Source organism: Vicinamibacteria bacterium, assembly GCA_035570235.1.
Classification (GTDB): domain Bacteria; phylum Acidobacteriota; class Vicinamibacteria; order Fen-336; family Fen-336; genus DATMML01.
Window position 1 is genome coordinate 1 of record DATMML010000012.1, and the last position, 12,938, is coordinate 12,938.

Sequence of the window (12,938 nt, forward strand, 5' to 3'; positions counted from 1 at the left end):
CACCCCGCCCCGCCGCTCCGGCCGCTCCCACCTCCACGGCCTCCGCGCCGCCGCCCCCGGTCGCCGCTTCCGCATCCCCTGCCCCCGCCGCCTCCCTCCCTGCCCCCGCCCCGCCTCAACCCCCGGTCGCGCCCGCGACACGGACCGTGGTGCGCGTCGCCCCCCAAGCCGAAGAATCAATGCGCAGCCCGGGAGGAAAGCCGGACGCTCGGGCCAACGAGACGCTGGTGGAGTCGTATGCCGAGGCCTCGTCCCAGCTCGGCGCTGCGATCACCGACCTCAGGGAGGAGCGTGACCTCGCCCGGCGCCGGCTCGAGGACCTGCAGCAGGCGCTCTTGGCCTCCCAGGACATCCTGGCCGGGAAGCCCCTTGAGTCGACCCTCAAGGGAGTGCTTTCCCGGATGGCGGACGTCACTCGGGTTTCGCAGGCGACCTTCCTCCTTCCCCAGAGCGGGGGGCGGGGTCTCCGCGCCGCGGCCCTCCTGGGCCTCCGCGACGAACCACTCTTGGCGGCCCCGGGAGCGCTGCGCCACGTGCTTGAGAGCGCACCCCTGGACGCCCCTCGCCTCCACGATGGGGCCGAGAACCTCGACCTCGGTCAGGCCCTCGACCGCGGGGAGCCCTCTTTCACCGCCGTCGTCAGCGTTCCCTTCCGCACGCCCCGCGGCCTGCAAGGCCTGGCCGCTCTCTACTACACCCCCGACGCCGTGCGGCCCGCGCCCGACACCCTCGCCCATCTCGGCGAAGTCGCGCGGGGCCTCTCCGCCTCCTTGGAGCTCGCGGCCACCCTGGAGACGGTGCGGGGAGCGGAGCGGGCCCTGGAGATGGCCCTCACCGGCACGGCGTCCCTTCGCGGCCTCGAAGACGTGGTCCGCTCGCTAGTAGAGCTCCGTGATCGTTTGGGGGAGATGAGACGTCGCCCCGACGCCCCACCCTGGTTCTTAGAGGAGTTCGCGCGCCTCGCCCCCTCTCTGGCCTCAGCACTCTCCTCGGGGCGCTCCCTCCTTGGCTTCAGCAAGGGCGAGATCGAGCGCGAGTCCATCCTGGTCGAGGATCTCCTCGCCGAGCTCCGCTCCGAACAGGTCACGGTCCGCATCGCCCCCGGAGCGGAATCGGTCTCCGGGGATCCCGCGCTGCTGCGGGTAGCGGTCCGGACCCTCCTCGACCACGTGTGCGGCCCGGGCGGCAACGTCCCCGTTGAGATCCGCGCCGAGACGGGGGGGGGTCGCGTGCTCCTGAGTGTGGGCTCGCCCACGCCGGCGGCGGGGACGACCAGCCCCCCCCCGGGGCTGGGGCTCAACCTGGCCCGCAGGATCGCCGAACTGCACGGGGGGAGCCTCGGGACCGAGAGCGTGCCCGGGGTGGAGGACTGGTTCGTTCTCAGCCTGTTTCCAGGCTGAACCTCAGTCCCGCGACTCTGGCTTCCGTCCCTCGGGGGGATGGGGTGGCGGCGCCTCCGTCTGGTCCCGCCGGATCCACGAGAAGAGCGAGAACGACGGCCGCTCGGGCTCCGCAGGCCCGGGTGCGGGGGCCGGCGCGGGCGGAGGTGATGCTTCCGGGTGAGCTTGGTGAGGGGGGGGCGCGCTCCCGGCTTCCGCGTGGGGATCGTGCTCGTGCTCCTCGTGGGAGAGAGTCTCTTCGCCCTCGTCGTGCTCGTCACCCTCATCCGCATCGGCATCGTCCGGGTGGGGCGAGGCGGCCGGGTCCATGAACGCGCCCGCGGCCAGCGTCGATGCTCCACGGGCCCGGCGTCCGCGACCTCGTCGTCGCCGCGGGTTCCGCGTGCCGTTGGAGGCCTCCGCGGCCTCCGCGGAGGGGGCGGCGGCGGCGAGCGCGGTGGGCGCTTCCGCCGGACGGGGCAGGCTCCCCACCGTGGGAGCCTCCATCCGGGCGGCGGCGGTGGCGGTGGAGGCGGCGCCGAGGTCCTCCACGATGTAGCTGCCCGACCTCTGGTCCCGCCGGAGAGTGACGATGCCGCGGCGTTGCCCGTCCTCCAGCAGATGGCTGAAGGTGCGGAAGCCGTAGTAGGTCTCGTTGAAGGAGGGCTTCTTCCGCTTCATGGTCTCCTTGACCATGGAGCCCCAGAGGATCTCCTTGTTCTCGCGCTGCAGGGCGAGAACGGAATCCACGAGGAGGGCAAAGCACTCCTGGACCTTTTCCGGCACGTTCGCGATCTGCGGGAGTGTACGCTGTTGTCCGCGGACGAGGTCCTCGTAGAAGATGAACTCGTCGCAGTTCTCGATGAGCAGGTCGGAGGTGGAGTTCTTGACCCCCAGGCCGATCACGTATTTGTTGTTTTCCTTGAGCTTCGAGACGAGAGGGGAGAAGTCGGAATCCCCCGAGGCCACCACGAAGCAGTTGATGTGCTCTTTCTGGAAGGACATGTCCATTGCGTCCACGACCAGACGGATATCCGCGGAGTTCTTGCCGCCCACCGATTTCTGGGGTACCTCGATCAGCTCGATGGCCGCCTCGTGGAAGCTGCGCTTGTAGTCGGAGTAGCGGCTCCAGTCGGCATAGGCCTTCTTGACTAGGAGCTTGCCCTTGTCGAGCAGCCGCTCCAGGACAAGGTTGATGTCGAACTTGCGGTAGTGGGCGTCACGGACGCCGATGGCGATGTTTTCGAAGTCGATGAATAGACCGAGTCGTTGCTCGTCCTGGGGATTGACTGCCAAACTTCCTCCTGAGGGGTCAAGGAAAAGACACCCGACCCGGACCCTGGGGTCCCGGGCGGGGGCGCCCGGGTTCAATACGCTCCCGGGGCCACGGGGGTAACCTGATGGTAGCACAGGTCTTGGGCCGACTCCAGCGGTTTTGGCGCGCTGCAAGCACACTGCTGGCCGCCGGTTGTGACGCGTGGCGGTTGGGCCGGGCCTTTGCGCGGGCTCGCGGCTCTCCCTCTCCCCTCCCTCGCAGGGGCAGGCAACCGCGCGCCTTACCGTTGGCCAGGTCGTACACTTAGCGGGACGGGGGCAATCGCAGAGGGTGGAGACGGAGCCGGAAGATCGGAGCACGCGGGGGCAAGGAGCGGAGCCTTTGCCTGGGGAGGCTCTGCTCTCGAAGAGCCCGGGGGAGGCGTGGGTATGAAGGCGTTCGAGATCCGCAAGACTTTCGGCCTGGACGCGCTCACCCCAACCGAGCGTGCGGATCCTAGCCCCGGTCCCGGCCACGTCCTCCTCCGGGTCCGGGCTGCTTCCCTCAACTATCGGGACCTCCTCATGGTCCAGGGTCTCTACAATCCCAAGCAGCCGCTGCCCCTCATCCCCCTCTCCGACGGCGTGGGAGAGGTGGTGCGGCTCGGCGATGGAGTGACCCGCGTGAAGGAGGGGGACCGCGTGGCGGGGACCTTCGCGCAGAAGTGGCTCGCTGGCGAGCCCACCCGGCAGAAGCTGCTCTCCACCCTGGGCGGCCCCCTCGACGGCATGCTCGCCGACCATATCGTCCTGCCCGAAGAAGGAGTGGTGCCGGTGCCCGCCCACCTCAGCGACGAAGAGGCGGCCACCCTCCCCTGCGCGGCGGTGACGGCATGGAGCGCCCTCGTGACCCAGGGGGGCCTCAAAGCCGGCGATACCCTGCTCGTCCTGGGCACAGGCGGGGTCTCCCTCTTCGCCCTTCAGTTCGCCCGCCTGCTGGGCGCGCGCGTGATCGTCACCTCCTCGAGCGACGAGAAGCTGGCCCGGGCGCGGGCCCTGGGCGCGTCGGAGCTCATCAATTACAAAGCCACGCCGGACTGGGAGAAGAAGGTGAAGGAGCTGACGGGGGGCGTGGGGACCGACCACGTGCTCGAGGTGGGTGGCTCCGGCACCCTCTCCCGCTCGCTCCGCTCAGTACGCATAGGCGGCCACATCAGCTTGATCGGCAACCTCACTGGCCTCACCGCCGATCTGAACCTGGCCCCGATCCTCATGCAAAATGTCCGCGTCCAGGGAGTGATGGTGGGGAGCCGGGAGACCTTCGAGGCCATGAACCGCGCCATCGCCTTCCACCAGCTGCGCCCGGTGCTGGATCGTGTGTTCCCGTTCGCGGAGGCCCGGGCCGCCCTGGAGTATCTGGCCGGGCAGGCTCACTTCGGCAAGATCGGCATCCGCATCTGAAGGCCATGAGGGGGCGGCTTCTCGGCCTGCTCGCGCTGGCCGTCTCTATCGGATGCCTTTTCTTCTGGACGGGGTGGTCGCAAGGTCCGCTCGTGGCCTTCCTCGGGGATAGCCTCACCTCCGGCTGGAAGCTGCCGCCCGATCAGGCCTATCCCGCGCGGGCGCAGCGGGCGCTGCGGGAGCGCGGGCGGCCCATACGCGTGCTGAACGCCGGGGTGAGCGGAGACACGGTGGCCCAGGGCGGGGAGCGCCTCGAGGGAGTGCTGCAGCTGCGGCCGGATGTCCTGGTGGTGGCCCTCGGGATCAACGATGGCCTGCGCGGGTTGCCCCTGGCCGCCGTCGAAACGAACCTCCGCGACATCGTGAGCCGCGCTCGAGGGAGAGGGGTGCACGTCCTCCTGGCCGGGATGCGCATCCCGCCCGGTCGCGACCCCGAGTACGCGCGGCGCTTCGGTGAAATTTACGAGCGGCTGGCCGCCGACTACCGCCTCCCGCTCGTGCCCTTCCTCTTGGAGGGGGTGGCCGGCCGGCCGGAGATGACCTTTCCCGAAGGGCTGCACCCCTCGGCCGTGGGCCAGGAGCGGGTGGCTACCAACCTTCTGCCCCACCTGGAGCTGCTGCTGGCCGAGGTCCGGGCCGGGAAGCGTCCCTGACGTGCGTGGATAGGGGCATTCGGTGCGTGGCATCGCGGCTTGACAAGGGGGGAGGGGCGAGAACACAATAGCGAAGAAAAAGCGAAGATGGGTTCCCCCCTCAAGATCGCCCTCCAGGACCTCCTCCGGGCGCGTCGCCTCCAAGAGGAGGCTCCGCCCCTGCGCGGCGAGGACCGCCGGCTCTCGCCCCTGCCCACCGGTATCCCAGCGATCGATGCCCTCCTCGGCGGTGGGTTCCCCCGCGGCCAGGTATCGGAAGCTTATGGCCCCGCCTCATCGGGGCGCACCGGTCTCGCCCTCGGCCTCCTCGCCCGCACCACGCGCCGGGGTGCGCTCGCGGCTTGGGTGGACCCGGAAGACCGCCTGGACCCCGCCTCCGCCGCTGCCACCGGCGTCGACCTCACGCGTTTGCTCTGGCTGCGCGGACAGCCGCGCACCTCCCGTGGACTGCCGGAAGCCGTCGCCGCCGTGGGCACGCTCCTGGGCTCCGGCCTCTTCGAGGCCGTGGTCCTGGACCTGGCGGGGGTTCCCGTGCCCGAGACGCGCCGCTTACCCGGCGCCACTTGGATCCGCCTGCAGCGGATGGTGGAGGAGACACCCACGGTTTTCATGCTCCTCGCCGATGCCCACACCGCCCGGGGCCCCGGCGGCGTCTCCCTGCGCCTCGAGCCCGCCGGTCCGCGCTGGTCCGGACCCCCCGGGCCGGGCCGCCTGCTCCGGGGCCTCGGCGCCCAGGCCCTGGCCGGGGGCTACGCCGTCCGTCGCACCGACCTCGAGCTGCAGGCGTTCAGTTGAGAGCCGCGGGAACGCTCCATGTACGGAGGACTTCATTCCCCACGGCCTCTTCCTTCCGACCACGCGCTCCTCGATCTCGCCCGTGAGTTCACGCCCCGGGTCGAGGCCCGGGGCCCCACGCCGGTGCTGCTCGACCTCCACGGCTTGGGCCGGGTCTGGCCCACGGTCGAGGGCCTCGGCCAAGCCCTGCTCCGCGCGGCATGCGAGAGGCGGCTCACGCCGCACGTCGCCCTGGCCTGGACCCGCGCCGCCGCCCTCATGGCGGCCCGAGGACGCGCGGGCCTGACCATCATCCCCGCTGGCCAGGAGGCCGCGGCCCTCGCTCCCTTGCCCCTCCTCCTCCTCGACCTCGACCCCCAACGCCAGGAACTCTTCCACCGCTGGGGCCTCCGTACCATCGGCGACCTGGCGGGGCTGCCCGCGGCGGGTCTCTCCAGCCGCCTGGGCCCCGACGGCCCCCGCCTCCGCCGTCTCGCCCGGGGGGAAGACGACGTGCCCCTCGTTCCCACCCCGCTTCCGGAGACCTTCGCTCTCACCCTGGACCTGGACTGGCCCGTGGACGGTCTAGAACCGCTCTCTTTCCTCCTCACCCGCGTCCTGGAGCCGCTCTGCCACGGCCTCGCTGCGCGCGGCCGCCGCGCCGCCGCCCTCACCCTCGACCTGCGGCTCGTGGACGGCTCGCTCCACTCCCGAACCTTGAAGCCCGCTGCCCCTTCGGTGGAACCGCGGACCTGGCGGACACTGATCCTCCTCGACCTCGAGGTCCATCCCCCGTCGGAAGCGGTCCAGACGATTACCGTGCGCGCGGAACCCACCCCCGCCCGCACCATCCAGTTCTCGCTCCTGGATCCCGCTCAGCCCTCCCCGGAGCGGTTGGCGGAAACGATGGCGCGTCTCCACGCCTGGACCACGGCCGGCCGCGGCGGGGCCGCCGCTCTGCTCGACACGCACCGGCCGGGGGCATTCGCGGTGGGGACGTTCCTGCCCGGTCCGGCCACGGGCGGGGCAACGGCCGGAGGTCCCTTGCGGGCGCGGGTTGCCTTGCGCGTCTTCCGCCCTCCCCTCCCCGCGAACGTTGTCCTGCGGGACGGCGCCCCCGGGTTTGTCTCCGCTCCTGGCGTCCGGGGGGCGGTCGTGGAGTGGGCCGGCCCCTGGCGTGCCTCCGGCGACTGGTGGGACGTGGCTTGGAGCCGTGAGGAATGGGACGTGGCCCTGGGGACGGGCGTCTATCGGATCTTCCGCGATCGGCTGCGCGAGGCCTGGTTCGTGGAGGGGGAGCTCGATTAGGTCCGGGTCGGCAGAGACGCCAGACCGTGCTCGCTCCCCAAGCTCATCTGGCCGCGGCCTTTCCCCCCGCGGACCCGCCCACACCCAACCGCCGGGCGAGAAGCGTGTCCAGGCTCAAGACGCCGGGGCCGTAGAGCGCGAGCCAGAGAAAGAAGAGCAGGAATACGAAGGAGGATATGTCGGTGGGACTGATCTCGCTCGCCGAGCTCCAAGATTCGACGAAGCGCTGCCGGTCCGCGGTGAGGAGGGCGACGACCATGGTGGAGGCCAGGCCCGCGGCCATCAGACGCGTGAGGAGGCCCAGGATCAGGCAGATCCCGCCCACGAACTCCAAGCTCGCCACGAAAGCGGCGTTGGCGACGGGGAAGGGGATGCCTAGCTCGGTGAAGAAGGTGACCGTGTTGTCGAAGTGCTCCCATTTCCCGTGGCCGGTCAGGTAGAAGGCCCACCCCACGACAAGGCGGGTGGCGAGAGGGGCCAGGAAGCCGAGGACGGCCGCAATGCTCAGTCCCAGGTTCGCGGCACGACGAACGACGGCAGAGGCGGGCATCTCGACCTCCAATCGACCGAACGAAGCGGCGCGACCACCACGACCGGGCCGCACAGGCACGATCATTTCGTGGTCGTCGGCCCGACATTCCCCGAAACGGGCCTCTAGATCCTACGTCAACCCGCCGCCGCGTGGAGCGGGGGAGCACGTCGCTTAAAGACGAGCAAGGGCCGGCACGGAAAGGCTACTCGGTCGGAAACCGCGCCCCGGGTAGGATAGATTTGCGAAGGAGAGGTACGAATGGAAAACGTCTCGAAGGCTCCCCGTGACTGGTTCCGGTGGCTCGTTTCCCTTTTCCTCCTCGTTCTAGCTGGAACTACTATCTACGACGTCCGAGAACTCCGCGAGCTTCGCGAGGAGCTGAAGCGACGCGAGACGCCTCGAATGGTGCCGTTGGCGGATGTCGGACGACGCTAGCCTTGTGCGGCGCGGATGATCCTGGACCCCGGGGGGCTTGTCCTTGCCGCTCGTCCCCTCGGCAGGTGGGCCCAACGATCGAAACCCACACAGAACAGCGGCGTGCCGTCCCGTCAGAAGCAGGTTGGCGTTGTAGGATAGTCTTCTCGGGTTTCGCAACCCAGGAGCTCATGCCCGCCACCCTTCCGAAGCGTCTCGCTATGGTTCTGCTCCTGGGGGGAGCCCTGGCCGGGTGCAGCAGGTTCAGGCACCCCGCGGAGGAGGAGCCGCTTCCCGTCAAGAAGGTCGAGGAGGAGATCATCGTGGCCGCCTGGGCCGAGCCGCCGCGGCTGCCCGCGGGGGGCGGTTCTGCCCAGCTCCTGGTGCGGGTGCAAAAGCGGGGGGGCGCGGCGTATCCGGGGGTGGAGGTGCGCTTCCGCGCGTCCACGGGGACGCTCTACTCGGGCGGCAACATTCTGGTCACGGACCGTCAGGGGGAGACCCGGGACCGCGTCACGACCCCGCGGACTGTCACCATCACGCTCAACGCGGGGGGGACACGCTACCGGTTCAAGGTGCCGGTGGGCGAGGCGTCCTCCCCCTAAGGGGACCCCTCCGTGCAGCCCCCGGACCCCGCACTTCTTCGCGACCTCGGCCGCATTCTGTCTCCCGACCGCGTCTTGGCCCGTCCCCTCGATCGCCTCGGGCGTTCCGCCGACGCCTCCATGTACCAGCTGATCCCGCAGGCCGTGGTGCGGCCCCGGGATCTCGCTGAGATCCGCGGCCTCTTCGACTATGCCCACGCCCACGGGCGGCGGCTCACGTTCCGGGCTGCCGGGACCTCGCTCTCGGGCCAGGCTCTGAGCGATGACCTGCTGCTGGAGCTTGCGCCCCACTGGCGGGCGGCCCGAGTCCTCGACCGCGGCCGTCGGGTCTGGACCCAACCGGGGGTGGTGGGCGGACACCTGAACCGCCTCCTTGCCCCGCACCGCGCGCGCATTGGTCCCGATCCGGCCTCTATCGATGCCGCCATGATGGGCGGGATCCTCGCCAACAACTCCTCGGGCATGTGTTGCGGCGTGGCCCAGAACAGTTACCACACCCTCGATTCCTTGGCCGTGTTGCTCGCGGACGGCACCTGGGTGGACACCGCGCGCAGCGACGCCGACGCCACGCTGCAGCGCGAGCGGCCCGCCCTCCACGCGGCCATCCGGCTCCTGCGCGACGAGGTGCGGGCCGACGCCCCCCTCGCCGCCCGCATCCGGGCCAAGTTCTCGCGGAAGAACACCACCGGCTACAGCTTGAACGCTCTCCTGGACTTCGACGCCCCCGCCGACATCCTGGCCCACCTCATGGTCGGCTCCGAGGGGACCCTGGCTTTCGTGGCCGAGATGACGCTCAAAACCGTGCCCGAGCCCCCGGCCCGGGCCACGGGCCTGCTTTATTTTGCCGATCTCAAGGAGGCGGGAGCCGCGGTGGCGCCGCTGGCGGCGGCGGGTGCGGATGCCCTTGAGATCATGGACGCCGCCTCCCTGCGCTCCCAGGCGGACGACCGGGCCTACCCGTTCCCGATCGGGGATCGCGTGGCCGCGCTGCTCACCGAGTTTCGCGCCGCCGACGAGGGAGAGCTGGAGACGGCGCTGGCCCGGGCCAAGTCCGCTCTGGCTCCTTTCAACCTGCTCGCTCCCTTTCGCTTCACCACCGACCCCGTCGAGCGGGAGCAGCATTGGCGCCTGCGCAAAGGCTTGGCCTCGCGGGTGGGGGCCCTCAGACCCTCCGGGACTTCCTTCCTGACCGAGGACGTGGCCGTGCCCACCGAGCGCCTGGCCGAGGCCATCGCCGATTGCCAGTCGCTCTTCGCTCGCCACGGCCTTCCCGACACCATCCTCTTCGGCCATGCCAAGGACGGAAACCTGCACTTCGTCATGGCCGAGGACTTGCGCCGTCCCGAAGCGGTGGAGCGCTATGGGCGCTTCTTGGAGGCCCTCGTGGACCTGGTGGTCGCCAAGTACGACGGGGCGATCAAGGCCGAGCACGGTTCGGGCCGGAACATGGCTCCCTTCGTGCGCCGGGAATGGGGCGACCGAGCCTACGGGGTGATGCGACGAATCAAGGCCCTGCTTGACCCGCACGGGATCCTGAACCCGGGAGTGGTCCTGAACGACGATCCCCGTGCCCACCTCCAGAATCTGAAGCCCATGCCCTCCATCTCGCTCCTGGCCGATCGCTGCATCGAGTGCGGCCTTTGCGAGCCCCGCTGCCCCTCTCGGGATCTCACCCTGACGCCGCGGCAACGGATCCGAGTGACGCGGGAGCTCGCGCGACTGGACGCCGAAGCCAGCCGGGAAGCGGGGGATCTCGCCTCCGCTCTGCGCGCCGACTTCGCTTACGAGGGAATCGCCAGCTGCGCGGGTGACTCCATGTGCCAGACCTCCTGCCCGGTCAAGATCGACACCGGCGCCCTCATCAAGGAGATCAAGGCCGCCGCCCAGCCCCCCTTTGCGCGTCGAGCCGCCACCTGGGCGGCCGGGCACTTCGGGCTCCTGGCTTCCCTCGCCCGCACCAGCCTCCGCGCGGGCCGCGCCCTGCGCTCGGTCCCCGGGGGCGGGCTCGCGCTCGAGGCCCTGACCGACCTGCTGCACCGCGGGCTGCCCTCGCTCGTGCCCAGGTTGGCCCCGGACCTCGAGCTGCCCCGCGCGGCGTCCGCTCTACCCGCCCTCCCGGGCCCCCGCGGCGGGCGGGCCGTCGTGTACTTCCCGAGTTGCCTCACGCGCATCCTGGGCGAGCTTCCTGGGGAGAACGCCCTCCCCCCCGCGCGCGCCGCCCTCGATGTCCTGCGCTGGGCAGGGGTGGACGTACGCTATCCCGATGGCATCGGCCGCCTCTGCTGCGGGCTGCCGTTTGCGGGCAAGGCGTTTCCGGAAGCGGCCCGGCGGGCCGGAGCGGAGACCGTGTCTGCCCTGTGGCGCGCGACTCACGAGGGCCGAGATGTGGTCGTGACCGACGCCTCGCCCTGCGCGGGGACCCTCCAGGAGCTGTCCGCAGGTCTCTTGAGGGAGAGCGGCCGGAGTCTCCGCGTCCAGGACTTCCCGACCTTCTGGGCCCGCGAGGTCCTGCCCGGCCGGTCCGCTCCCCCGCGGCTCTCCGGCTTCGCCGTCCTCCACCCCACCTGCACCCTCGTGCGGGTGGGTGGCCTGCCTGACCTGCTCAAGGTAGCCCGGGCCCACCGCGAGAGCGTGGTCGTCGCCGACGCGGCCGAATGCTGTGGCTTCGCGGGAGACCGTGGATACCTGGTGCCCGAGCTGACGCGGAGTGCCGCCGCCCGCGAGGCGGCGGAGGTGCGGGAATTGCTCGCGGCCAGAGGGGGCGGCCTCTACTCCACTTGTCGCACGTGCGAGATCGGGATGTCGCGGGCGGTGGGGCGTCCGTGTCGGTCCGTCCTCCACCTCGTTCACGAGGCCGTCTTTGGCGATTGACCGCGCCCCCGGGGGGTGTGCGCCTAGGGGGCCGAACGGCCCCGCACCCGGGGCGGCCTTCGGGAGGGCTCTCCGAGCCATCCCCGGGGACGAGCTGTGCGGGCGCGCGGCCTTCGGACCTCTCCCGCGGGACCGGGAGAGGGCTTAGTGCTCGGACGTGCGCGTCCCTGGGCCCCGTGGATCCTGCTTCTCGCGGCCGCGCTCCTCGCCGCTGGTCTCCTGAAGAGCTGGGGCGAGGGGAAGCTCCGGAACACGATCGAGACGGAGGCCGCGCGCTACGGGCTGGTCGCCCATGTGGAGGGCGTGCGCCTCGGGCTCTTCCCGCCCCTGCTCCTGAAGGATCTCTCCCTCCAGCGCGGTCGCTTGGCTCTCCGCGCTGAGAGCGTGGCCCTGAGCCTTCGTCTCGGGGCGGGCGGGATCCCCGTCCTCCGGCTTGCGATCGGTCCCGGGGGGGCGGCCTTGCCGGGGGGCCTCCGGGTCGAGGTGGAGCCGACGGTCTGGGAGGTGGCGCGGCGGACGGGCGCCAGCTCGGCAACTCTTAAGGAGCCGGTCGAAGGGCTCATCGTTTCCTATTTCGCAGAGCGGAAGCGAACGAACATTCGCCTTGACCACCTGCGCGTCTCAAGCGTGGCCCGTCTCCTGGTCAACGACGTCCCTACCGTCGACCTCGGTGCCGTCGATGGAGAAGTCAGCGTGGGCCCGGCGAAACCGGGCGAGATCACGGGCGACGGGCGGGTGGCGGCGGCGGGGGTTGCGGTTGCGGGGACGATCGTCCTCGCGGGGACCCTGGACGACCCCCGGCTCGGCCTCGACCTCCGCGTGGAAAGAGTGGACCTGGCCCGGCTGCTCGCGACCTCGGGCCTTGGCCTTCCCGCAGGCGCGGCGGACCTCGGCACCGTGGCCCTCCAAGCCCGCTTCACCGGCCGGCTCTCCGACCCCTCCTCCTTTGTCGTGAACCACCGACTGGACTTCGTGCCCCCGCGGACGCCCGTCCCCGCGGTGGAGCGGCTCAAGACCGACTTCATCCACGAGGTCGAGCTGCCCGACGGAACCCGGCGCGCGATCGAGGTTTCGCCCAGTTCGCTGGACTTCATTCCCCTGGGCGAGGTTCCGCCGCTCTTCGTGAGGGCGCTTCTCCTGGCCGAGGACGCCGGCTTCTTCGGCCATCGAGGCCTCGACCTCTCGGAGGTCCCGGTGGCCTTGGCCACGGACTGGGCACGGGGCTCGGCGGCGCGAGGGGCCTCCACCCTGACCCAGCAGCTCGCCAAGAACCTCTTCCTCTCCCGCGAGAAGAGCCTGGGTCGCAAGCTTCAGGAGCTCGCGCTCACCCTGCTCCTGGAGTCGGCCCTGGGCAAGAACCGGATCCTGGAGATCTACCAGAACATCATCGAGTGGGGTCCGGGGATCTACGGCCTGCGGCCGGCGGCGCGCCACTACTTCGGCAAGGAGCCGCGAGACCTCAGCGTCAAGGAGATGGCGTTCCTGGTGGCCTTGATCCCGGGGCCCATCAAATACCAACGCTCCCTCGCAGGGGGAGAGCTCTCGCCCGGCTTCGAACCTCTGGTCACCCACCTCCTGAGCAAACTCCGATCGGTGGAGGCGATCACGGATGAGGAGTACGAACAAGCCCGCGAGGAGAAACTCGTATTCCGCCGTCCCGAGATGCCCGGGCCCTAAGACCCGTTCC

At 70.6% G+C, this 12,938-nt stretch carries 11 protein-coding genes; 9 read left to right on the forward strand and 2 right to left on the reverse strand.

What is annotated here, in order from left to right:
* Positions 1 to 1,400 (forward strand): hypothetical protein (locus VN461_01495; GenBank protein ID HXB53421.1); only part of this gene is annotated, 1,400 nt, incomplete at its 5' end.
* Between the two features lie 3 nt (positions 1,401 to 1,403).
* Here VN461_01495 and VN461_01500 read toward each other — a convergent pair.
* Complete coding sequence (locus VN461_01500; GenBank protein ID HXB53422.1) at positions 1,404 to 2,675, reverse strand: NYN domain-containing protein; 1,272 nt, start codon at positions 2,673 to 2,675, stop codon at positions 1,404 to 1,406.
* Positions 2,676 to 3,083: 408 nt separating this feature from the next.
* On the opposite strand from VN461_01500, the gene VN461_01505 reads away from it, so the two are divergent.
* The 4 genes from VN461_01505 to VN461_01520 all read left to right on the forward strand — a co-directional run bounded on the left by VN461_01505 (position 3,084) and on the right by VN461_01520 (position 6,829).
* Positions 3,084 to 4,094, forward strand: a complete 1,011-nt coding sequence (locus VN461_01505) for an NAD(P)-dependent alcohol dehydrogenase (protein HXB53423.1) — start codon at positions 3,084 to 3,086, stop codon at positions 4,092 to 4,094.
* Between the two features lie 5 nt (positions 4,095 to 4,099).
* Positions 4,100 to 4,747 carry an arylesterase gene (locus VN461_01510; protein ID HXB53424.1) on the forward strand — a complete coding sequence of 216 codons (648 nt, stop codon included), beginning with the start codon at positions 4,100 to 4,102 and terminating at the stop codon, positions 4,745 to 4,747.
* 87 nt (positions 4,748 to 4,834) lie between these two features.
* Complete coding sequence (locus tag VN461_01515) at positions 4,835 to 5,542, forward strand: hypothetical protein (GenBank protein ID HXB53425.1); 708 nt, start codon at positions 4,835 to 4,837, stop codon at positions 5,540 to 5,542.
* Between the two features lie 18 nt (positions 5,543 to 5,560).
* Entirely contained in the window at positions 5,561 to 6,829 is a 1,269-nt protein-coding gene (locus tag VN461_01520; protein HXB53426.1) for a hypothetical protein, read from the forward strand.
* 43 nt (positions 6,830 to 6,872) lie between these two features.
* Here the strand turns inward: VN461_01520 and VN461_01525 are convergent, their stop codons facing one another.
* Positions 6,873 to 7,379, reverse strand: a complete 507-nt coding sequence (locus VN461_01525) for a DoxX family protein (protein ID HXB53427.1) — start codon at positions 7,377 to 7,379, stop codon at positions 6,873 to 6,875.
* Between the two features lie 240 nt (positions 7,380 to 7,619).
* On the opposite strand from VN461_01525, the gene VN461_01530 reads away from it, so the two are divergent.
* The 4 genes from VN461_01530 (at position 7,620) to VN461_01545 (ending at position 12,928) form a co-directional block, all read left to right on the forward strand.
* Positions 7,620 to 7,796, forward strand: coding sequence for a hypothetical protein (locus VN461_01530; GenBank protein ID HXB53428.1), 177 nt, complete (start codon positions 7,620 to 7,622; stop codon positions 7,794 to 7,796).
* A 170-nt stretch (positions 7,797 to 7,966) separates the two neighbouring features.
* A complete protein-coding gene (locus VN461_01535; GenBank protein HXB53429.1) occupies positions 7,967 to 8,380 on the forward strand; it encodes a hypothetical protein in 414 nt (137 codons plus the stop codon).
* Between the two features lie 12 nt (positions 8,381 to 8,392).
* Positions 8,393 to 11,251, forward strand: coding sequence for an FAD-binding and (Fe-S)-binding domain-containing protein (locus VN461_01540; protein HXB53430.1), 2,859 nt, complete (start codon positions 8,393 to 8,395; stop codon positions 11,249 to 11,251).
* Positions 11,252 to 11,398: 147 nt separating this feature from the next.
* Entirely contained in the window at positions 11,399 to 12,928 is a 1,530-nt protein-coding gene (locus tag VN461_01545) for a biosynthetic peptidoglycan transglycosylase (GenBank protein ID HXB53431.1), read from the forward strand.
* Positions 12,929 to 12,938: the final 10 nt, after the last annotated feature.

Coding starts and splice junctions, on each gene's coding strand:
- VN461_01505 (HXB53423.1), top strand. CDS start 3,084: ATGAAGGCGTTCGAGATCCGCAAGACTTTCGGCCTGGACGCGCTCACC.
- VN461_01510 (HXB53424.1), top strand. CDS start 4,100: ATGAGGGGGCGGCTTCTCGGCCTGCTCGCGCTGGCCGTCTCTATCGGA.
- VN461_01515 (HXB53425.1), top strand. CDS start 4,835: ATGGGTTCCCCCCTCAAGATCGCCCTCCAGGACCTCCTCCGGGCGCGT.
- VN461_01520 (HXB53426.1), top strand. CDS start 5,561: ATGTACGGAGGACTTCATTCCCCACGGCCTCTTCCTTCCGACCACGCG.
- VN461_01525 (HXB53427.1), bottom strand. CDS start 7,379: ATGCCCGCCTCTGCCGTCGTTCGTCGTGCCGCGAACCTGGGACTGAGC.
- VN461_01530 (HXB53428.1), top strand. CDS start 7,620: ATGGAAAACGTCTCGAAGGCTCCCCGTGACTGGTTCCGGTGGCTCGTT.
- VN461_01535 (HXB53429.1), top strand. CDS start 7,967: ATGCCCGCCACCCTTCCGAAGCGTCTCGCTATGGTTCTGCTCCTGGGG.